The organism is uncultured Tenacibaculum sp. (genome assembly GCF_947499065.1).
Classification (GTDB): domain Bacteria; phylum Bacteroidota; class Bacteroidia; order Flavobacteriales; family Flavobacteriaceae; genus Polaribacter.
Window position 1 is genome coordinate 22,185 of sequence record NZ_CANMMT010000002.1, and the last position, 21,351, is coordinate 43,535.

The following is a 21,351-nucleotide window of genomic DNA, read 5'->3' on the forward strand; positions in this document are numbered from 1 at the left end:
ATATCAACAAAAGAATAAAGATATTTTTTGTGTATAAATAGGTATTGTAGTATCTTGCAATGTTTTAGAAAATACGGTTTGTTTAACTGTATTTTAGAAGTGGGTTTTATCAAGTGTAAAATTCACTTTTTTGACGAAAATGAGTACTAATATTTTAAAAGAAAATATATGGCAGATGGCGAAAAGTTGATTCCTATCAATATTGAAGAACAAATGAAATCAGCTTACATTGATTATTCAATGTCAGTAATTGTATCAAGAGCATTACCAGATGTTAGAGACGGTTTAAAACCAGTTCACCGACGAGTTTTATTTGGAATGCATGAATTAGGAATCAAAGCTACAGGAGCCTATAAGAAATCAGCTAGAATTGTAGGAGAGGTATTAGGTAAGTATCACCCACACGGTGATACATCTGTATACGATTCTATGGTACGTATGGCTCAAGATTGGAGTGTACGTTATATGATGGTTGATGGACAAGGTAACTTTGGATCGGTAGATGGAGATAGTCCTGCAGCAATGCGTTATACGGAGGTGAGAATGCAGAAGATATCAGAGGATATGTTAGCAGATATTGAAAAAGATACTGTTGATCATAAATTAAACTTTGATGATACTTTAAAAGAGCCTACGGTATTACCTACTCGTATACCTAACTTATTAGTAAATGGAGCGTCTGGAATTGCAGTAGGTATGGCAACTAATATGGCTCCTCACAACTTAACAGAAGTTGTAAATGGTACTGTTGCTTATATTGATAATAGAGATATAGAAATTGATGAGTTAATGCAACACATCAAAGCTCCAGATTTTCCTACTGGAGGTATTATCTATGGTTATGATGGTGTTCGTGATGCTTTTCATACTGGTCGTGGACGTATTGTAATGCGTGCTAAAGCTACCATAGAAGAGGTTAAAGGAAGAGAATGTATTATTGTAACAGAAATTCCTTTCCAAGTTAACAAAGCAGAAATGATTAAGAAAACTGCTGAGTTAGTTAACGATAAGAAATTAGAAGGAATCTCGAATATACGTGATGAATCTGATAGAAAAGGAATGCGTGTTGTATATGTTTTAAAACGTGATGCAATTCCTAATATCGTTTTAAATAAATTATATAAATATACTCAATTACAAACGTCTTTTAGCGTAAACAACATTGCTTTAGTAAATGGAAGACCAGAGCAATTAAATTTAAAAGAATTAATTCACCATTTTGTTGAGCATAGACATGAAGTAGTTGTTCGTAGAACAGAATTTGAATTAAAGAAAGCTGAGGCAAGAGCTCATATTTTAGAAGGTCTAATTATAGCTTCTGATAATATTGATGAAGTAATTGCTATTATCCGTGGATCTAATAATGCAGACGAAGCTAGAGCTAAATTAGTAGAGCGTTTTGAACTGACAGAAATTCAGGCAAGAGCAATTGTAGAAATGCGTTTACGTCAGTTAACAGGACTAGAACAAGATAAATTACGTGCGGAGTATGATGAAATTATGATAACTATTGCAGACTTAAAAGATATTTTATCAAATGAGTCTAGACGTTATCAAATTATAAAAGACGAGTTAATCCATATTAGAGATAAGTATGGAGATGATCGTCGTTCAGAAATAGAATATGCTGGAGGGGATATGCGTATCGAAGATATGATTCCTAACTCTAAAGTTGTAGTTACTATTTCACATGCAGGATATGTAAAACGTACAAACTTAGATGAATATAAAGTTCAAAATAGAGGAGGACGTGGACAAAAAGGAGCTACAACTCGTAATGAGGACTTCTTAGAACACTTATTTGTAGGAACAAATCACCAGTATATGTTATTCTTTACTCAAAAAGGAAAAGTATTCTGGATGAGAGTTTATGAGATTCCAGAAGGAGGGAAGAATACCAAAGGTAGAGCAATCCAAAACCTTATTAATATTGAACAAGATGATAAAGTAAAAGCATTCTTGGTTACTGGAGACTTAAAAGATGAAAGTTATATCAATAGCCACTATGTGATTATGGCAACTAAGAGAGGTCAGGTAAAAAAGACTCCTTTAGAGCAATATTCACGTCCAAGAACAAATGGTATCAACGCAATTACTATTAAAGAAGGTGATGAATTATTAGAAGCAAAGTTAACTACGGGTGATAGCCAAGTAATGTTAGCATTAAAGTCTGGTAAATCAATTCGATTTGAAGAAGCTAAGACTAGACCAATGGGAAGAACTGCATCTGGAGTAAGAGGAATTACCTTAATGCATGAGAATGATGAAGTAGTTGGTATGGTTGCAGTAAATGATATGGATAGTAATATTTTAGTGGTTTCTGAAAAAGGATATGGAAAACGTTCTAAATTAGAAGATTATCGTATTACAAACCGTGGAGGAAAAGGAGTTAAAACTCTAAATATATCGGAAAAAACAGGAGAATTAGTAGCAATTAAAAATGTTGATGATTCGAATGATTTAATGATTATTAATAAATCCGGACTTACTATTCGTTTGGCTGTTGAAGATTTACGTGTTATGGGACGTGCAACACAAGGGGTTAGATTGATTAACATTAAAGGTAAAGATAGTATAGCTGCTGTAGCAAAAGTTATGCATGAAAAAGAAGAAGATGAAAATGGCATGGAAATTGAAAATCAAGAATCAAACGAAAGTCAAGAACAACAATAAATAAACTAGATTAAAAATGAAAAAACAAATATTAACTCTTTCATTAGGATTATTGTCATTAGGATTAATGGCACAGAAATCTGAGTTAAAAGCCGCTGAGAAAGCAATAAAAAAGCAAGATGTTAATAGTGCAATCTCAATATTAAACTCTATTGAAGGAGATTTAATGATGAACGGTGAAGATAAGTATAAGTCTAAATTTTATTTCTTAAAGGGTAAAGCTTTAGCTACCAAAAAAGATTATAAAAATGCAGCTGATGCTCTAAATGCTTTATTAGCTATGGGTAAAACTAAATATACAAATGAAGCTCAACCATTATTAAGTCAAATAATTCAAGATGTTTCTAAAAAAGCAATTGACTTATATAATAATAAGAAAGATTATAAAAATGCAGCTGATAACTTTTATTTAACTTATGTTTTAAGTCCGAATGATACATCATTTGTATATAATGCAGCAGTTTCGGCTACTCAAGCTAAAGATTATGAAGGAGCTATTAAATATTATAAAGAGTTAAGGAAAGTTGGTTATACAGGTATAGAAACTCAATATCTAGCAACAAACACAACTAGTGGTAAGGTAGAGAATTTAGGTTCAAAACAAAATAGAGATTTAATGGTTAAATCTAAGCAGTATATAAAACCTGAAGATAGATTTTCTGAGTCAAAAACGGCTACAATAGTAAAGAATATAGCGTTAATTTTAAAAGAGCAAGGAAAGACAGATGAAGCAATAGCTGCTTTTAAAGAAGCTAGAAGTTCTAATAAAAAGGATTTGAATTTAATTTTAAATGAAGCTCAATTATATGTAGATTTAGGTAAAATGGATAAATTTGGAGAGTTAATGAATGAAGCAGTTGCTTTAGATCCTAATAATCCAACCTTATATTATAATTTAGGTGTGGTTAATTTTAACCAAGGAAGAATGGAAGAGGCTAAAAAATACTACAAAAAAGCAGTTGAGTTAAAACCTGATTATGCAGATGCTTACATGAATTTAGCAGTAGTTGTTTTAGATAAAGATAAAGCAATTGTTGAAGAAATGAATAAAAATTTATCGAACTTTAAAAAATACGATGAATTAGCATTAAAACAAAAAGAGGTATATAAAGAAGCTTTACCATATTTAGAAAAAGCAAATAAATTAAATAAAAGTATTGATACTGTTAAAACTTTAATGAATTTATATGAAGTTTTAGAAATGGAAGATAAAGCTAAAGAATTTAGAGATTTATATAAATCAATGAAATAAAATAATATTTCATAAATTAAAAACCGAAACTTTTAGTTTCGGTTTTTTTTTCAAAAAATAATATGATTCAGAACGTAATAAAAGGAATTAAAGCATATTTCGGAGCTTTTCAATTAATATCTAAATTAAAACTGTGGAAATATTTTACAATTCCCATTATAATAAGTTTATTAACAGCAATTGCTGTTGGAGGTTTTGCTTACGGACTGTCCGATAACTTAGGACATTATCTAGCTGATTTTTGGAAATGGGAATTTGGCAAGGAAACGTTTGAAGTAATCAGTACTTTTTTAAGTGGACTGTTAATAATAACAATTGGTTTGGTTTTATATAAACATATTGTAATGGCATTATCAGCTCCTTTTATGAGTCCAGTATCTGAAAAAATAGAAAACTACATGGTAGGAGAAAGCCATCAACATAGAAATACAAGTTTTCAAGAACAATTAATTAGAGGAATTCGAATAAATATTAGAAACTTTATTAGAGGTATTTTTTTAACAATAATAATTTTACTTTTTGGGTTAATACCAGTAATAGGCATAGTTTCTACAGTATTGTTATTCTTAGTGCAAGCATACTATGCCGGATTTGGTAATATGGATTATACTTTAGAACGTCATTTTAGGTATAAAGAGAGTGTCCGTTTTGTAAAAGAAAATAAAGGATTAGCTATAGGAAATGGAATTGTTTTTATACTTTTTTTATTAATACCTGTTGTTGGAGTATTATTAGTTTTACCATTATCAGTTACAGCAGCTACTACAGAAACTATTAAAAAAATTCAATTAAAAGAATTACCAGAATAAGTACTTTTGTAAATCAAGAATTAAATAAATGAAAGAGCAGTTTTATACTTATATTCAACAGTTACAGGATACAATTACTTCTAAATTAGAAGAGATTGATGGAGGAGTAAAATTTCAAGAAGACCTTTGGAAAAGGAAAGAAGGAGGAGGAGGTAGAACTCGTGTTATAGAAAATGGAAATATCTTTGAAAAAGGAGGAGTTAATATTTCTAAAGTTTTTGGAGAGTTACCTGAAGTCCTAAGAAAGCAGTTTGGAGTAGAAAGTGGTAACTTTTTTGCTTGTGGTTTAAGTTTAGTAATTCATCCTAAAAATCCATTTGTACCTACAGTTCATGCTAATTGGCGTTATTTCGAAATGTATGATGAAAAAGGTAATATAGTTACTCAATGGTTTGGAGGAGGACAAGATTTAACACCTTATTATTTGTTTGATGAAGATGCTATTCATTTTCATCAGGTATGTAAACAAGCTTGCGATAAATATGATCAAAATTTCTATCCAAAGTATAAAGAAACTTGTGATAATTATTTCTGGAATACGCATAGAAATGAAGCGAGAGGTATTGGAGGTTTGTTTTTTGATTATTTAAAAAAGACTGAAGAGTTTTCAATGCAAGATAGATATGATTTTGTTACAGAAGTAGGAAATAGTTTTTTGAACTCATATATACCAATAGTTGAAAGAAGGAAAGATACAACGTATAATCAGGAGCATAAAGATTGGCAAGAAGTACGAAGAGGACGCTATGTTGAGTTTAACTTAGTTCACGATAGGGGAACATTGTTTGGTTTAAAAACAAATGGACGTATTGAGAGTATCTTAATGAGTTTGCCACCTACCGTACAATGGAAATATAATCATCACCCAGAAGAAGGGAGCGAAGAAGAAAAACTTTTAAAAGTTTTAGCAAAACCTAAAAATTGGGTATAAAACTTAGAAATAATTTAATTATTCTTCTAAGATAAGAGTTCCTAAGTATTGAAAATCAAATGTATTATTGAAAACGCAATAGAACTTTGTATTATTTTGTTTTAATTCAAAAATACATGTATTTGTGATGTATTTTTACGAATAATTCAATTAATAATCCAATTACAGATTTTTTTTATATAAAAAAAGACAAGAAAATCACTGGTTTTTACTAACTTCGCAAACATTAAAAATATACACTATGGCTAGATACGAATTGAAGTTGCCTAAAATGGGCGAGAGTGTTGCAGAAGCAACTATTACTTCTTGGGTAAAAGAAGTTGGAGAAACGATTGATATTGATGATACCGTAGTTGAAGTAGCTACAGATAAGGTAGATAGTGAAGTACCTAGTGAAGTAGATGGAACTTTAGTAGAAATATTATTTGATAAAGATTCAGTAGTACAAGTAGGACAAACAATAGCTATTATAGAAACAGAAGGAGGGGAGGAAGTAATTTCTGAAGCAACTCCTGTAAAAGAAGAAGTAAAAGCAGCAGCAGTAGAAGTAGAAAAAACAATAGAAGAGGTAAAAGAAACAATTACAAGTTCTATTGACACATCTTCTAGTGATCGTTTTTACTCGCCATTAGTAAAGAGTATTGCTCAAACTGAAGGTATTTCTTTAGAAGAATTAGAAACGGTTAAAGGAACAGGTAAAGACGGACGTGTAACTAAGACTGATATCTTATCTTATATAGAGAATAGAGGAAGTCAACCACAAAAAGTTGCAGAATCAGTTCAAGAATCTAAGCCACAACCAAAAACTCAATCAGCACCAGTTACATTAAGTGGAGAAGATGAAATTATAGAAATGAGCCGTATGGGGAAATTAATTTCTAAGCATATGGTAGATTCTATTCAAACATCTGCACATGTACAATCTTTTATTGAGATTGATGTAACTAACATTGTTAATTGGAGAAATAAAGTAAAGAACGCATATCAAAAAAGAGAAGGAGAGAAATTAACATTTACTCCAATCTTTATGCAAGCAGTTGCTCAAACAATAAAAAAACACCCTATGATTAATATTTCTGTTGATGGAGATAAAATCATAAAAAGAGGAAATGTTAATTTAGGTATGGCTGCAGCATTACCTGATGGAAATTTAATTGTTCCAGTAATTAAGAATGCAGATCAATTAAGTTTAGTTGGAATGACTAAGCAAGTAAATGATTTAGCAAATCGTGCTAGAGCAAATAAATTAAAACCAGATGATATTCAAGGAGGAACATACACTGTTACAAATGTAGGTAGCTTTGGAAGTATTACAGGAACACCAATTATAAACCAACCACAAGTAGCTATTTTAGCTTTAGGAGCAATAGTTAAAAAACCTGCGGTTATAGAAACACCAGAAGGAGACTTTATCGGAATCCGTCATAAAATGATGGTGTCCCATTCATACGATCATAGAGTGGTAAATGGAGCTTTAGGTGGTATGTTTATTAAAACATTAAAAGAAATTTTAGAAGCTTGGGATGCAAATCAAGATTTCTAAGAATAATATACTGTTAAATACAAGAGCTCAGGATTTCCTGAGCTCTTTTGTTTTGTTTATATTCGTACTTTAAACTAAAAAATCATAAATGAAGAAAATTTTAATTGTACTGTTATTAGGGATAACAGCGGTAGGAATGTCACAAGAAAAAGTATTGCTACGTCTTAAGTATAAAAAAGGCGATACTTATAAAATGTCTATGAAAATGAGTCAAGACATGGGAGCTAGCCTAATGGATATGGACATGGATATGAATATAAAAGTGACAGATGTTAAAGAAGGAGATTATGTAACTGAAACTAAGTTTACTTATATGTCAACCAAAGTTTTACAAGGTGCTGAAGAAAAAGTGAACTTTAATACAAAGATGAAGGATAGTGAGTTAACTGAGGAATCTAAGAATTTTAAAGCTCAGATGCAGCCTATGATGAATGCAATGATTTATTCTAGTGTTGATAAATTTGGAAAATCAAAATTTTTAAAAGCAGAGCCAACTTTCCCTGGAGCAGATCAGTTATCAAACCAGTATAATCAATCAGTAGTATATCCAAATGAAAAAGTAGGAGTAGGTTCTACTTGGACTAATACACAAAATAGTGGAGGAGTAGCAATGGAATTAGTTTATACTGTTACAGAGATTACAAAGGAAAAAGTAATAGCTAAAATAAACGGAAAAATGTCAGCTATGCCAAATGCTAAAATAACTGGAGCTGTAGAGATAATGAAAAATACAGGTATACCATCTAAATCAGTAGTAAGTATTGAAATGGATATGATGGGACAAATGATGAAAACAAAAGCAGAATCTACTATAGAAAAAATCTAATTAGACTACTTTTTAAATGTGCAAAAACTCAGAATTTCTTCTGAGTTTTTTTGTGTAAACAGTTTTTAATTCTTTTTATAAAACCACCAATTCATATCTCGAGTAATTTTAAATCCTAGTTTTTCATATAGTTTTATAGCAGGATTCCCTTTGTTAGTATGTAGGATAGGAAGTTTATTGTCTTTTATTATTTCTTTGGTAACATATGATGTTAACTGTTTGGCATACCCTCTTTTTGTATAATTTGGATGTGTAACTACTGCGCTTATTTCAATAAAATCGTCAGTTTGCATACGTTGACCAGATATAGAAACAAGTTGGTTATCTTTAAAAATTCCAAAGTAATTTCCCATGTCAAAAGTTCTTTTCCTATAATAGCCTGGCATTACTAACCAAACAAGGTTGTATATGTCATCTATATGTTCTTCTGATAAAGGAACTATAGTTTCAGTAAATTCAATGTCAGTTAAATTATCTAATACCATTTGACAACCATCAATTTTCTTATCTAAAAAAATATTACGATTATCGTATAAAGGAGTTTTATCTTCTGAAACTAAGAAAAAACTATCTGTTAGTTTAGCATATTCATTTAAAGCATTAGCAGTTTTATTTGTATCTAAAAAAGCACCAAAAGGACAAATTTTAGGGTCATAAAATTGTACTCCATCAAAATTAATGACAAATTCTTTATGCGTTTCGTTTAATGAATGCCAAACAGGATTCTTAAGCTTATTGTTCATTATTGTAAATATTATTCAAAGCAGGTTCTAAGTTAGAAAATTTAAAATTGTAAAATTTAGATGTTTTTTGAGAAGAAACTCTACTACCATTTAATAAGATATATGCCATTTCACCTAATGCTGTTTTTAAAATAAATGAAGGAGCATTCATAGGAAATACAGGTTTTTTTAATGCTTTACCTAAAGCTTTCATGAAGTCTTCATTAGTTTTGTGCTCTGGTGCTACAGCATTAAAAGTTCCATTAAAATTAGGGTTTTCTATAGCTTCTAAATAAAGGTGACATAAGTCGGTAACATGAATCCAAGGTAAGTACTGTTTTCCAGTTCCTAAAGCCGATAAAAATATAGGGGTATTCATTTTATGTAAAGCTCCTCTTTTTTCTGTAAGGACAACACCGGTACGTAAAATATTTATTGGAATTTCTAGTTGCTCAAATTGTTGAGCTGCTTTTTCCCATTTAATACAAATGGAAGAAATAAAATCATTATTGGGAGCATCTTCTTCATTAAAAATTTTATCAGAGGTGATAGCACCATAATAACCGATACCTGATGAAGAAATGAATCCTTTTAAAGGGACTTCATGTTCTTTTACTTTTTTAAATAACAGGTTGGCAGATTGTACTCTGCTATCTATTAATTCTTTTTTTCTTTTATTAGTCCAACGTTTATCTGCAATTCCAGCACCAGCAAGATGGATAATATGAGTAACTCCTTCAAAAGCTTTTTCATCTATATGATTTTCAGAAATATTCCAGTAAAACTCATTCTTTTTTGTTGGGTTTCTACTAAGAATATTTACTTCAAAGTTATTTTCTTTTAAAATAGCTTGTAGATGCCCTCCAATGAGTCCAGTTCCTCCAGTAATAAGAATTTTATCCATAGAGTAAAAATAAGAAAACCATAATGTTTTAGCATTATGGTTTTACTATAGAATTATATAAATTTTATTATTTAACCTCTTTTAAAGAGTTGTTAATTAATAATTTTAATTGATTTTTATGAGCTTTAGTAGCAATGTTTCCTAAACCGTTTCCAGACCAAGTTTTAATCTTTTTCAGATTATATAAAGCCATTGCTTTAGCAGCATTAGTATATCTACTACTAGTTCTTCCTACAACCATTTTTAATAACATTTTAGTGTATTCAGTTTGTAGGTTTTGACGGAATGAATTTACATTCGTGTATAAATCGGCTTTAAAAATAGCATTGTTTAAATCAGTCATAAAAGTAGATAACTTGTACTTGTTACCATATAATTCAGAATCAGAAATTCTTTGTAAAGTATTTCTATGTAATATGTGATTTAAAACTCTCTTTTGATATCTTAAAACTTGTGCATGGATTTTTGGGTCTTCTGGTCCTGCAAAGAAGTTGTATCCACGTCTTTGTCTAGCTAAGAAGTTATATAAATCTGAAGGAGCTTTAAAAGCATTTGGAGCAAAAACATAAGTTTTTAATGCGCTCATAGCTCTTTTTTGATCAACTAAACTTACAGGAGTATAAGGTTGTGTGCCTCCATTTTGTCCAGCCATGGCTCTATCTACATAAACTCCTCCAATGAAACGAGAAATTACTTCCCCAGCTCTAGCAGCTTGACCATTTAAAATATAATAAGCATTTCTTAATTCCTCATATGTTTCTCCATCTTTAGAAAATCTATTCTTAATGTTTAGCATCATTTTATTAGCTAACTTAATTCTATCAACAGAATAAGTAATTTGATCATTAGATAAATCACCAGTCATAACTCTTGGGTCAATAGCTTTTCCAGCAGAACGCATATCATCAGCATCATTACCAAAAATTAATTCAGGTTGTGTAGATTTAGCTAATAAAGCTCTCATTTCAGAATTATTTTTAAATGGAGTATATCCAAATTGGATAGCCCAAATATCATAAGGTCCAACAGCTGTATCGTAATATTGCCCTTGTTTTGTTCTGTCTAAAGTTAAATTAATAGCCGCATAATCCATTACAGAACCAGTTAAACATTTTCCTTTAATAAATTCTGCATCTGCTAATTGAGCAGGAGAAAATAACTGACTAGCTTTCATGTTGTGGTTTAATCCTAAAGTATGACCAACCTCATGCATAATTAAAGACTTCATAGCTTCTCTTTTCATTCCTTCCATTTCTAAATCAGAAGCTCCAGTAGCTGCTAAAACAGTCTTTCCAAACATTGTGTTTTCATGCATTAAATGTCCAGCAGAACAATACATGTGGTTATCTTTTTTAGAGAAGATATTATGAGCTTCCTCTTCAGAAGAAGCTTTTGACAGTTCTCCAAAAATTTTATCGTATAAAACTCTGTTAGTAAAGTGAACATACTCTAACATAATGTCAGCACCTAAAATTTCTCCAGTTCTAGGGTTTACAAAACTAGGTCCATAACCTCCAAATGGTGGGTTAGGAGAAGAAGTCCAACGTAAAACATTATAACGAACATCACCAGCATCCCAGTCAGCATCATTAGGTTGAACTTTTACAACCATTGCATTTTTAAATCCAGCTTTTTCAAAAGCTTCATTCCAAGCTAATACCCCTTCTTTAATAGTTTCAATAAACTCAACAGGAGTAGAGTTTTCAATCCACCAAGTAATTGGCTCAACAGGCTCTGAAATTGCTAATTCAGGATTCTTTTTAATTAATTTCCAACGGTGAATAAAATCTCTGTAGTTTACAGCTTTAGTAGATGTCATATCGTTTGTAGAGGTTAAGAAATAACCAACTCTTGGATCGTCCATTCTTACTGTATAATCACCTTTTGGCATATTCATAAAAGTATGAAAAACTTTTATTGAAACATATCTACCATCTGTAATAGCATTAGAACCACCATTTAAAACAGAAGGGTTGTTGTATGTGTATTCTGTTTTAATATTTGTGTTTTCAGGATAGTTTTTAATGCTGTTTATTTTAGATTTCTTTTTGTCGAATCTTCCTAATTTGAAAGCAAACGGAGAGCTTTTAGGAAAACGAGGCATTTTAATTCTAGTTAATGCTTCTGATAAAAATAAATCGTTAGCATTAATTAAATATTCTCCTTTTTTATCGTCCGAAGCTAATATTTTAGTACTTGCAACTACAGCATTACTGATGTTTGCATTAGCAGATTTTGATAAGGCATTATTTTTATCAAAGTAAAAAGAAGTATTAGGTGCTACAAACTCAATTTTATTGAAATATTTTTTGATGTTAAAAATACTAGAACCTCTATAAGCACCTCTAAAAGCTCTTGCTTCTGTTACACCATCTGCTATTTGTGAAAAGTAAATGTAATCTTTATTAAGTTGATCTTTTTTTAATAATAACTTGATATCACCTGTTACTGTATCTTGATAAATAGGGAATAAACCATCTATTTTTTTGCTACTCTTAGTTAAGTCGGCAATAGTTTTCTTTTTTTTCTTCTTTTTCTTTTTTGAAGGGATTTCAGTTTTGCTTTTTTCTTTCTTTTTTCTTCTTTTTTGAGCATTTACATCATTGATACCCAATATAGAAAGTGTTAAAAAAAGCGAACATACTATCCTTAATTTTCTGTTAAGCATGTTTAAATTATTTAAGTTTTGATTTAATATGGAAAGTTAGTATTTGTTATTTTTCTGTGATGTTAATAATATGGTAAAATTGGAAGAGAATCTCTTAAAAATGCTATCTTTCTTTTTTGTTCTCTTCACATAATTGAATAATTGCTTCAAGTCTTTTAAGACGTGTAGTTTCTCTTTTCGCCTGATTAAGCCAATATAAGTATCCTTTTTTGTAAGATTTAGCAAAGTTTTGATAGTTTTTGAAAGCGATAGGGCTTTGATTAAATCTAATTTGCAAATCGTTAGGAATAATTAAATTTTCAACATCATCTAAAGCTGTCCATGAACCATTCTTTTTAGCAGTTTCAACTTTTTTAATTCCAGATGCATGCATCAAGTTTAAAGAAGTAAGTTCTTTGATGTATTTTTTATTTACAGCACTCCAAATACTTTTATCTTTTCTTGGACAAAAATATTGTTGTCTCTTTCCGTCACCTAAACTTTTTACTGTAGAATCTATCCAACCAAAACATAAAGCAACTTTTACAGCTTCTTCCCAGCGCATACTTGGTATTTGAGTATCAACTTTGTATAAAATTAGGTGAACACCTGTACTTTTATCATGGTTTTCTAGTAGCCATTTTCGCCATTCAGTGTCAGTTTTAAAATAGTGTTGTGGTATATTTTTGGCCATTATTTTCTTATAATTTTTGAAGGAAAAGTAATTAAGCTTTCATATCCATTTATACCTACGGCAGCAACACCAAAAAAATAGTTGTCTATGACAATACCATCTAAAGTGAATTCATTCAAATTGTTGACATATCTACTGTAATCCCATGTAGGTGATGTGGTATCTCTCCAATAAATTTTATAACCTTTAGCACTTTCAACTTTGTCCCATTTTAGTTTTACTGAAGCTTCAACAATTCCTCCTATACTAACATTTTTTGGAGCAGTTGGTGCAGAAGCAATACTAGCTAAGTTAATAGCGTTTACAGCAGTTAATTTTTTAGCATAATCAAAATTTACAAACTTTAATTTGTCACCATATTCAATTCCATTTTCGGTTCTAATATCTTGATGTTGTTGTGTGTAATTTTCATGAGCTTCCATTATTCTCACTCCAGCAAATCCTATATCATTAAAAGGACGATGATGACCACCTCGCCCAAACCTATCTAATCGATAAATCATTTTTGGGTTCATTTCTGGCATGTAAGTTTTAGTAGTTTTATGAATGTAACGGGCTAGCTGACGTGAAATTCCATCTACTTCACCACCATAAAAACGTCTAGACCTTCTTTGTCTTTCTGTTTCAGTAGGAGGGGTAGGTTCAGAAAAAATTCTAAAAGTTCTATTATCAATAACTCCATCAACTCCTTTTATGTTTCCAATCATATCGTTATTAATTACACCAATAACATTCCAGTTGTTATTTTTAGCAAAGTTGGCAAAGCCCTTACCACCAAACAATCCTTGTTCTTCTCCAGATAAGCCTATGTAAATTATACTGTTTTCAAATTTGTATTTACTAAGAACCCTTGCAGCTTCAATTGTTCCAGCAATTCCAGATGCATTATCATTTGCTCCTGGAGCATCATCTGTAAAATTATTAGGGTCAGATATTCTAGAGTCTATGTCACCACTCATAATAATATAATTATTAGGATTTTTAGTTCCTTTTTGAATAGCTACTACATTTACTACCCACACATCTCTGATAATTCTTTTATTGGTTCCTTTTTTTACCAAATCTTTTTGATAAAAAACATCTAAACAATTATTACAATTTTTAGAAATATTTTCAAACTCTGATTTAATCCAACGCCTTGCAGCTCCAATTCCCCTTGTGTTAGATATTGTATCACTTAAGGTATGTCGTGTTCCAAAATTAGCAAGTGTAGTAATATCTTTTTCAATTCTTTTAGCAGAAATAGAATCGATAATATCGTAGATGTTTTGATTAGTTTGACTATATAAATTAAATGCTAAGAAAGAACATAATAGGAGCGTAGTTAATTTTCTCATTTTTTAAGGATTTAGACATCTAAAATACGAAACAATGTAAATAAAGACTTGTTTAAACATTTTCTTTAACGCTTTTGAGGTATATGTTTAATTTAAAACTAGAGGTTTTAGAAGAAAACTTAAAGAAAATTATTTGAATTTAATATTAAGTATAGGTTATTGTATTTTAAATAAAGAGATAATAAGATAACAATAATTTAAAATGTTAAGATATTGGTTTTTAGGTTTTGTGGTTTGTTTTTTTGTTACATTCGCATCTTTAATCCCTAAAAATAGAGTAATGAAATTTAAATTAGCACTGGCGTTTATAGTATTGTCAAGCTTTTATGCCACTTCACAAGAATTTTTTATAGTTAAGAACAGAGAACTTTATGGTATAGTAAATGACAAAGGAATGGAGATTGTTTCGCCTAAATACCAAAGCATAGGAAATTTTGATGAGATAAAGAAAAATTGGGCAAAAGTAGAACTTGAAGGTAAAGTAGGTTTTATTGATAAATCAGGAAAAGAAGTTGTAGAAGTAGTTTATGATTTTATAAGCGACTTTGGTAAGTATCATAAGGATTGGGCTTTAGTAAAAGAAAATTCATTTTATGGTTTTATTGATGCTAACGGAAAAAAAATTGTAGATACTAAGTTTGATGAAATACAAGAGTTTGACAAATACAAAAAAAATTGGGCTTTAGTAAAAATTAAAGATAAATACGGTTTTATAGATAATAAAGGAGACTTAGTTGTAATTCCGAAGTATACAAAAATTGAAGAATTTGGTACTTATAGGAAAGGATGGGCAAAAATATGCGTAGACAATAAGAAGTATGGTTTTATAAATGAAAATGGTAGAGAAATTGTACCTCCTAATTACGATAGTGTAGAGTTTTTTAAAAAGAAACAAGGTGTAGTAACAGCTAAAAAATAAGCTTTTATAAATTCACAGAATTAAACCTCATTTTAAATATAAAATGAGGTTTTTTATGCTATTAATTTACTGTATAAGATTATTTATTTTTTGTTGTAAAACCAAAAAGGAATCGTAATGTCAGTAACTTGTATAGTATCTTTTTTTCGTATTCTTTTACGTTTTAACCTTAAAATATGTTTTCCTTCTGAAAGTGTTTTGGTCGGGATATATGTTTCAAAACCTACTTGATTTTGTTTGTTTTTACTAATTAAGAAATCTGTATCATATAAGGTAGTGTCTATTTGAATCTTATACATTTCATTTAAAGTTTCAACATATTTAATAGCCAAACTATCTCTTTTTTTACGAGAAATAGATCGTCCACTGGAGAATTGAATTCCTGTTTTAAACCCTCTTTTATCTTCTTTTGGTTTTAAAGAAGGCATGTAATTGTATACTCTGTCTTCAACATTTTCATTAAAAACTTTAAAGAATTTGATATAAGGTTCTGTAATTACTTTTGATTGAATACTAGCATTACTAACAAAATCATTTTCTTTCATTCTTAAGTCTTCATATTCTCTATTATCGATATATAAATTAGAGTTAAACTTTGTACTATCTATATAATTTGACTTTTGAAGTTTAACAGAATTGAAAATAGATATTACTATGTATATCGGTATTAAAAAAAAGCTTATTCTTCGTGTAAACCTATTGTCTAGAAAATTATAAACCAATGGTCTGTATAGAAAAGAAAGTGTTAGGTAACTAAATACCCAATAAAAAGGAAAATAAATTTTAGATAGCCATTTTTTCTTTTTTAAATAACCTTGAGTAACAAAATCGATAAACATAAAAATTGATCCTATCACTAAAAATAGCATTAAAACGATACCTAAAAATGTTCTAAAACCTTCAGGAAGTTTATCATTTGAAAAGATATAAGTAGCTATTAATACAAAGGAAACAAAAATAATTGTGATGGAGATAACGTAAAATATTAATAGAAAAGAAGTAGCGAATAATACACTGCAATAATTTTCTAAAGTAGCTACATATTTGTCAAAAGAAACAATTTTCTTTTTTAAATATTTTGTAAAACGATTGTGATAATTTAATTCTTCAAACTCGATATCTCCTGAGATATATCGGAGCCCTAAAGCACCAATCCATAAACCTCTTAAAACAACATGTACTAGTAAGTTGAAAATAAGAATATAACAAGCAACTAATGCAACAAGAAGTAATACAAAAGCATATATATGCTTATCGTTTTTAGCAGTCTCTACAGCAATTTTTATTTGAGGAAGCGCGGTAAATAATCCGAAAATAGCAAAACCAGAAATAATAAGTTCTAATTGCCAACTTTCTTGTTGTAGTTTGTCTAGTAGCTGTTTAAAACTTTTGTTTTTGTAGTCGTTACTCATAGTTGTTTTTATTTCGTCTTAAAGGTACAGACTTTTTAAAAATAAAAAAACCACCTCGATAAGAAGTGGTTCATATTATTATTTAGAGTAGTGATTATTCATTGTCTAATTTTTTAGTAAGATTAAATCCAACAAATAGAGCAGCACCAGCACAAAGAAATATTGAAGAAATAAAGAAAACTTCTGAATCAATAGCATTGCTAGGTCTGTTTTCCCAACCGCCACTATATCCAAAGTTAGAACTTAATATAGCACCTAATAAAACACCAACTCCTATACCCATTGCTAATAAAGCTAAGTTTAATATTATAACTCTACCTGTTAAAGTTGATTTTTTTCGTTCTCCTTGCATAAAAATTTTAGCATCTACACCTTTTTCTATTAATGCTAAACGTTCTTTGTTTCTTGTTGAATAGAATAAATAAAAAACTCCAAATATTACTGCGAATAAGAACATAAATACAATTGCTACTTCCATATTATTTAATTTTAAAATGATTATTTTTAATGTGTTTGCAAGTATGACAGAGATGCTCTGAAAAAGGTTACAAAAAAATAAAAAAAGTTTTTTTAAAATATTTGTAACCTTTTTAAATGATGCACAGTCAAAGAATGAAATGACTATTAATAACGACCAAACATATATTGATAAAGTATTAAAAGGAGATACTAATGCGTTTTCTATTTTAGTAGAAAAGTATAAGGGTATGATATTTACTTTGGCATTAAAAATGTTAAAAAGTAGAGAAGAGGCTGAAGAAATATCGCAAGATACTTTTATTAAAGCGTTTAAAAATTTAAATAAATTTAAAGGAGAAGCAAAATTTTCTACTTGGTTGTATAAAATAGGGTATAGAGCTTGTTTAGATAGTTTAAAAAAGAACAAAGAAAAATATAATACAGATACAATAGACGAGATAACGATAAATAAAATAAAATCAACAGAAGGTATTTTAGAAGGTATAGAGAGAAAAGAAAGAGCAGAAATTATAAATACTTGTATGATGAGTTTGCCAGAAGATGAACGGTCTATTTTGTGGATGTTTTATTTTGAAGAATTAAGTTTAAAAGAGATTATTGAGTTAACGGAATTTTCAGAATCTAATGTAAAAGTGAAATTGCATAGGGCCAGAAAAAGATTGTTAACTATTGTAGAAAAAAAAGTAGAACCCGAATTAATTAATCATTATGGGAGAAAATAAGCATATAGAGGAGTTAGATGCTTTTGCAAAAAAATATATACAAGAAATAGAAGTAGAACAACCTTCATTGGATTTTACTTCTAACTTAATGAATATTTTAGCAAAGGAAGAAAATGTTGCCTTATACAAAGCAACACCATTAATATCTAAAAAAGTTTGGGCTATACTTCTAGGTTTTTTAGCAATTAGTATTTTTTATGTTTCAAAAGGAGCATCTTTAAGTTGGGTAAAAATGCCAAAGATTAAGTTTGATTATTTTACAAAACTTCAGAACTTTAATTTTTTTGAAGGAATTACAATTTCTAATACAGTATTGTATACTTGTTTCTTTTTTACATTAATGATTTTTATACAAATTTATTATCTAAAAAATCACTTTACTAGAAACCTAAATATGTAATTATCTAACAAATCTAACAGTACTAATTTTTCCATTGGTAATTTCATAAATAGCAACGGCTTTAAATTTATTACCATTAGCAGTTACAAGCTCTTCATCTATAACAACATTACCTTTTACTACTCTGTTTAGTATTTTACAGTGCAAATCCTTTGTCTTTTCAAACATTGGAGCGTAACGTTTTCTCATTTCATCAATACCTTCATAATTTAGTTGGTTAGGATAGGTGTATACTTTTACATTTTTAGCATAAGGTTTTAAAAATGCATCAATATCTCTTTTGTTGTATCCATCTAATTGCTCTTGAGCTAAAACCCTAGGAGAAACTTCAGCAACTAAAGCTAGTTTAGTTCCTTCTTTATTCACAATTATTCTTGAAATATTATTAATGTTTTCATTTTTAAATCTATGAAATATAGACCATTGTTTATCCGTTTTTGGGGTAAACTTTAAAATCATATTTTTATAAGAAGCGAGTATGGTTCCATTTGGTAACCAACATACATCTTCATTAGTTCCAGTTCCTATAATTTTATTAGTTTTTTTACTTAAAGGATCAAGTGACCAAATTTCCCATTGTTTTCCTTCTTTTTTCATAAAGCTAATAAGGTTGCTATTAGGAATTTTATGGAAAGAACGTCCAGTTTTCTTAGTTATATAAATATTTTTTTTCTTTTTTAAATCACTTATAAAAAGTTGAAGACTATCGTTTAGAATTACTGATGAAATAATTGTATTTTGGTCATACCACATAGGATATGCAACAACCAAGTCTTTGATTAACTCTTTAGGAACTCCAGTTTTAAAGTCATATTGATAAAAACGTTGTAAACCATCTTTGTCTAGGCGTACAGCAGAAATGTTTTTAGAATTAGGAATACGTTGGGGAGAGTATTCACCGCCATTAGGAGTATTGCTTATAAAATTCTTCTTACCAGAATTAATATCATATTTTAAAATATCAGTTTGTCCATTCCTACTTGAAGAAAATAGAATAGTGTTTTCATCGTAAAAATGTGGTTGACTATCATATCCTTTATTATTAGAAATATTTTTTCCATTGGAAACAGTCCATTTATCATTTTCAGATTTTATATCAAATAAATGAACTTCAGTATTGATTTGAGCATAAGTAATAGAAGAAATAAATAGAGATATGAATAGCTTTTTCATGTATATATAAATTTGAGTTTTAAAAATACAAAATCCTCCTTTGAAAACTCAAAAGAGGATTTAAATTATATTGAAATTGAATTTTTATTTTTGAGATGCTATCCAAGCATTGATTTTATCTTCTAATAAGGCTAAAGGTATACATCCTGTTTCTAACACTTGGTTGTGGAATTCTCTAATATCGAATTTATCGCCTAATTCTTTTTTAGCTTTAGCACGTAATTCTCTAATTTTTAATTGACCAATTTTGTAAGATAGTGCTTGTCCTGGATTAGCCATATAACGCTCTATTTCTGAAATAATACTAGCTTCACCTTCAGCTTCATTATCTAAAGAATATTGAATAGCTTTTTCGCGAGACCAACCTTTAGCATGCATACCAGTATCAACAACTAAACGAATAGCACGGTGCATTTCCATACCTAACATTCCAAAATATTGATAAGGGTCTGTATATAATCCTAATTCTTTACCTAAATTCTCAGTATATAACGCCCATCCTTCACCATAAGCACTGTACCATAAAGTTTTTCTAAAATCAGGTAAGTCTTTATTTTCTTGAGTTAACGAAATTTGATAATGATGTCCAGGAATAGCTTCGTGTAAGAATAAAGCTTCATCAGAAAAAACATTGTATTTAGAAGCATCAGGAATAGGGGTGTAGAATACACCAGGACGAGTTCCATCTAATGAACCTGGGTTATATTCGGCACTAGCAGATGCTTCTCTAAATTTTTCTGTTTGTTTTACCACAAAAGGAGTTTTTGGTTTGTTACCAAATAACTTTTCTAATTGTGGCTTCATTTTTTCATGAATAGCATTGAAGTTATCGATAATCTCCTTTGGAGTAGTATATGGCATTAATTCTTTGTTTTCACGAACAAAATTGAAGAATTCTTTTAAGCTGCCTTTAAAACCAACTTGCTCCTTTACTTTTTCCATTTCAGTTAAAATACGAGCAACTTCTTTCAATCCTAATTCATGGATTTCATCAGCAGTCATATTTGTAGTAGTATAATTTTTAATAGAATGGTCGTAGTAAGCTTTTCCATTCGGAACATCAGATATTCCACTACTTTCTCTTCCGGCTTTTAAATAATCTGTTTTTAAGAAGTTATACATTGATTTAAAAGAAGGTATTAACTTGTCTTTTAATACACTTGTATATGCTTCTGTTAATTGTTTTTTATCTTCATCCGTAAAGCTTTCTGGGAATTTTTTTATTGGAGAATAAAATAAGTTTTCTTCTACTTTTGCAGTGGCTAAACCTTCAAATTGAGGAATTACTTTTTTTATTAAAGAAAGCGGAAGTACATATCCTTCTTTAATTCCTTGCTTCATTCTTTCTTCGGCAGAAACTAACCAAGTATTGTATTTGTTTAATCTACTTAACCAATTTTCATAATCTTTAACTGTTTTAAAAGGCTGAGCACTGCTACCACTACCTAATGTTCCCATTGTTAAGTTAATAGTCCACATTTGGTTAATAGGCATTAATAAATCATTTTTAAAGCTATTTTGAGCCAATGCCATGTCGCAATCCCAAGCTAAAACAGCTTTACTCATTTGCTGACTTTTAGTTAAATCGGCATCTTTAAAATTGTTTAATTTAGCTTTATAAGAATTGTAAAACTTGTTAGTTTTTGTTTGATACTCATCAGATAATGTATTTGGAAATTGGTCGTTAAAACGATTATCTCCAGCAAAAGTAGCATTAATAGGGTTTAACTGTAATTTACCTTCATTGTAATCTTTTAAAAGCTGATTAAATTCAGTATTTTCTGATACAATTTTTTTTACTGCTTCTTTTTTTTCTTGCTTACAAGAAGCTAGCAACGTAGCAAAAGTTACTATAGTTAAGAAGATTTTCTTCATGATTTTGTTTTTTGATTGCTAACAAATATACC

The 21,351-nt window shown here is 29.5% G+C and carries 18 protein-coding genes; 9 read left to right on the forward strand and 9 right to left on the reverse strand.

What is annotated here, in order from left to right; translation table 11 throughout:
• Positions 1–168 precede the first annotated feature (168 nt).
• The 6 genes from gyrA to Q0958_RS04260 all read left to right on the forward strand — a co-directional run bounded on the left by gyrA (position 169) and on the right by Q0958_RS04260 (position 8,034).
• Positions 169–2,673, forward strand: a complete 2,505-nt coding sequence (gene gyrA / locus Q0958_RS04235; protein WP_299120064.1) for a DNA gyrase subunit A — start codon at positions 169–171, stop codon at positions 2,671–2,673.
• 16 nt (positions 2,674–2,689) lie between these two features.
• Entirely contained in the window at positions 2,690–3,925 is a 1,236-nt protein-coding gene (locus Q0958_RS04240) for a tetratricopeptide repeat protein (RefSeq protein WP_299120067.1), read from the forward strand.
• A gap of 62 nt (positions 3,926–3,987) precedes the next feature.
• Positions 3,988–4,734, forward strand: coding sequence for an EI24 domain-containing protein (locus Q0958_RS04245; protein ID WP_299120070.1), 747 nt, complete (start codon positions 3,988–3,990; stop codon positions 4,732–4,734).
• A 28-nt stretch (positions 4,735–4,762) separates the two neighbouring features.
• Positions 4,763–5,665 (forward strand): oxygen-dependent coproporphyrinogen oxidase, encoded by a 903-nt coding sequence (gene hemF / locus Q0958_RS04250; RefSeq protein ID WP_299120073.1) that lies wholly within the window; start codon positions 4,763–4,765, stop codon positions 5,663–5,665.
• A gap of 241 nt (positions 5,666–5,906) precedes the next feature.
• A complete protein-coding gene (locus Q0958_RS04255; RefSeq protein WP_299120076.1) occupies positions 5,907–7,208 on the forward strand; it encodes a dihydrolipoamide acetyltransferase family protein in 1,302 nt (433 codons plus the stop codon).
• Between the two features lie 88 nt (positions 7,209–7,296).
• A complete protein-coding gene (locus Q0958_RS04260; RefSeq protein ID WP_299120080.1) occupies positions 7,297–8,034 on the forward strand; it encodes a hypothetical protein in 738 nt (245 codons plus the stop codon).
• Positions 8,035–8,099: 65 nt separating this feature from the next.
• Here Q0958_RS04260 and Q0958_RS04265 read toward each other — a convergent pair whose 3' ends face one another.
• From Q0958_RS04265 to Q0958_RS04285, 5 genes are all read right to left on the reverse strand, one after another.
• Positions 8,100–8,777: a GNAT family N-acetyltransferase gene (locus Q0958_RS04265; RefSeq protein WP_299120083.1), complete on the reverse strand. Its 678-nt coding sequence runs from the start codon at positions 8,775–8,777 to the stop codon at positions 8,100–8,102.
• Positions 8,767–9,660, reverse strand: coding sequence for a TIGR01777 family oxidoreductase (locus Q0958_RS04270; RefSeq protein ID WP_299120087.1), 894 nt, complete (start codon positions 9,658–9,660; stop codon positions 8,767–8,769). The genes Q0958_RS04265 and Q0958_RS04270 overlap by 11 nt, the downstream gene beginning before the upstream one ends.
• Before the next feature lie 67 nt (positions 9,661–9,727).
• Entirely contained in the window at positions 9,728–12,328 is a 2,601-nt protein-coding gene (locus Q0958_RS04275; protein WP_299120089.1) for a zinc-dependent metalloprotease, read from the reverse strand.
• 103 nt (positions 12,329–12,431) lie between these two features.
• Entirely contained in the window at positions 12,432–13,001 is a 570-nt protein-coding gene (locus tag Q0958_RS04280; protein ID WP_299120092.1) for a YdeI/OmpD-associated family protein, read from the reverse strand.
• A complete protein-coding gene (locus tag Q0958_RS04285; RefSeq protein WP_299120097.1) occupies positions 13,001–14,338 on the reverse strand; it encodes a M28 family metallopeptidase in 1,338 nt (445 codons plus the stop codon). Before Q0958_RS04285 ends, Q0958_RS04280 begins: the two co-directional genes overlap by 1 nt.
• Positions 14,339–14,618: 280 nt before the next feature.
• Here Q0958_RS04285 and Q0958_RS04290 point away from each other — a divergent pair, with 280 nt between their 5' ends.
• Entirely contained in the window at positions 14,619–15,257 is a 639-nt protein-coding gene (locus tag Q0958_RS04290) for a WG repeat-containing protein (RefSeq protein ID WP_299120100.1), read from the forward strand.
• Between the two features lie 83 nt (positions 15,258–15,340).
• Here the strand turns inward: Q0958_RS04290 and Q0958_RS04295 are convergent, their stop codons facing one another.
• Both Q0958_RS04295 and Q0958_RS04300 read right to left on the reverse strand, forming a co-directional pair.
• Positions 15,341–16,669 carry a hypothetical protein gene (locus Q0958_RS04295; protein WP_299120102.1) on the reverse strand — a complete coding sequence of 443 codons (1,329 nt, stop codon included), beginning with the start codon at positions 16,667–16,669 and terminating at the stop codon, positions 15,341–15,343.
• A 94-nt stretch (positions 16,670–16,763) separates the two neighbouring features.
• Entirely contained in the window at positions 16,764–17,147 is a 384-nt protein-coding gene (locus Q0958_RS04300) for a DUF6249 domain-containing protein (RefSeq protein WP_299120104.1), read from the reverse strand.
• A 139-nt stretch (positions 17,148–17,286) separates the two neighbouring features.
• Here Q0958_RS04300 and Q0958_RS04305 point away from each other — a divergent pair, with 139 nt between their 5' ends.
• Both Q0958_RS04305 and Q0958_RS04310 read left to right on the forward strand, forming a co-directional pair.
• Entirely contained in the window at positions 17,287–17,871 is a 585-nt protein-coding gene (locus tag Q0958_RS04305) for a sigma-70 family RNA polymerase sigma factor (protein WP_299120106.1), read from the forward strand.
• Complete coding sequence (locus Q0958_RS04310) at positions 17,858–18,271, forward strand: hypothetical protein (RefSeq protein ID WP_299120108.1); 414 nt, start codon at positions 17,858–17,860, stop codon at positions 18,269–18,271. Before Q0958_RS04305 ends, Q0958_RS04310 begins: the two co-directional genes overlap by 14 nt.
• On the opposite strand, the gene Q0958_RS04315 is transcribed toward Q0958_RS04310, so the two are convergent.
• The gene (locus Q0958_RS04315; protein ID WP_299120110.1) at positions 18,272–19,444 is read right to left on the reverse strand and encodes a nuclear transport factor 2 family protein; all 1,173 of its coding nucleotides are present in this window, start codon (positions 19,442–19,444) and stop codon (positions 18,272–18,274) included.
• An 84-nt stretch (positions 19,445–19,528) separates the two neighbouring features.
• Positions 19,529–21,319: a DUF885 family protein gene (locus Q0958_RS04320; RefSeq protein ID WP_299120112.1), complete on the reverse strand. Its 1,791-nt coding sequence runs from the start codon at positions 21,317–21,319 to the stop codon at positions 19,529–19,531.
• Between the last annotated feature and the right edge of the window lie 32 nt (positions 21,320–21,351).

Bases quoted from the DNA above. Each gene is read 5' to 3' on its own strand.
- gyrA (WP_299120064.1), top strand. From the start codon at position 169: ATGGCAGATGGCGAAAAGTTGATTCCTATCAATATTGAAGAACAAATG.
- Q0958_RS04240 (WP_299120067.1), top strand. From the start codon at position 2,690: ATGAAAAAACAAATATTAACTCTTTCATTAGGATTATTGTCATTAGGA.
- Q0958_RS04245 (WP_299120070.1), top strand. From the start codon at position 3,988: ATGATTCAGAACGTAATAAAAGGAATTAAAGCATATTTCGGAGCTTTT.
- hemF (WP_299120073.1), top strand. From the start codon at position 4,763: ATGAAAGAGCAGTTTTATACTTATATTCAACAGTTACAGGATACAATT.
- Q0958_RS04255 (WP_299120076.1), top strand. From the start codon at position 5,907: ATGGCTAGATACGAATTGAAGTTGCCTAAAATGGGCGAGAGTGTTGCA.
- Q0958_RS04260 (WP_299120080.1), top strand. From the start codon at position 7,297: ATGAAGAAAATTTTAATTGTACTGTTATTAGGGATAACAGCGGTAGGA.
- Q0958_RS04265 (WP_299120083.1), bottom strand. From the start codon at position 8,777: ATGAACAATAAGCTTAAGAATCCTGTTTGGCATTCATTAAACGAAACG.
- Q0958_RS04270 (WP_299120087.1), bottom strand. From the start codon at position 9,660: ATGGATAAAATTCTTATTACTGGAGGAACTGGACTCATTGGAGGGCAT.
- Q0958_RS04275 (WP_299120089.1), bottom strand. From the start codon at position 12,328: ATGCTTAACAGAAAATTAAGGATAGTATGTTCGCTTTTTTTAACACTT.
- Q0958_RS04280 (WP_299120092.1), bottom strand. From the start codon at position 13,001: ATGGCCAAAAATATACCACAACACTATTTTAAAACTGACACTGAATGG.
- Q0958_RS04285 (WP_299120097.1), bottom strand. From the start codon at position 14,338: ATGAGAAAATTAACTACGCTCCTATTATGTTCTTTCTTAGCATTTAAT.
- Q0958_RS04290 (WP_299120100.1), top strand. From the start codon at position 14,619: ATGAAATTTAAATTAGCACTGGCGTTTATAGTATTGTCAAGCTTTTAT.
- Q0958_RS04295 (WP_299120102.1), bottom strand. From the start codon at position 16,669: ATGAGTAACGACTACAAAAACAAAAGTTTTAAACAGCTACTAGACAAA.
- Q0958_RS04300 (WP_299120104.1), bottom strand. From the start codon at position 17,147: ATGGAAGTAGCAATTGTATTTATGTTCTTATTCGCAGTAATATTTGGA.
- Q0958_RS04305 (WP_299120106.1), top strand. From the start codon at position 17,287: ATGACTATTAATAACGACCAAACATATATTGATAAAGTATTAAAAGGA.
- Q0958_RS04310 (WP_299120108.1), top strand. From the start codon at position 17,858: ATGGGAGAAAATAAGCATATAGAGGAGTTAGATGCTTTTGCAAAAAAA.
- Q0958_RS04315 (WP_299120110.1), bottom strand. From the start codon at position 19,444: ATGAAAAAGCTATTCATATCTCTATTTATTTCTTCTATTACTTATGCT.
- Q0958_RS04320 (WP_299120112.1), bottom strand. From the start codon at position 21,319: ATGAAGAAAATCTTCTTAACTATAGTAACTTTTGCTACGTTGCTAGCT.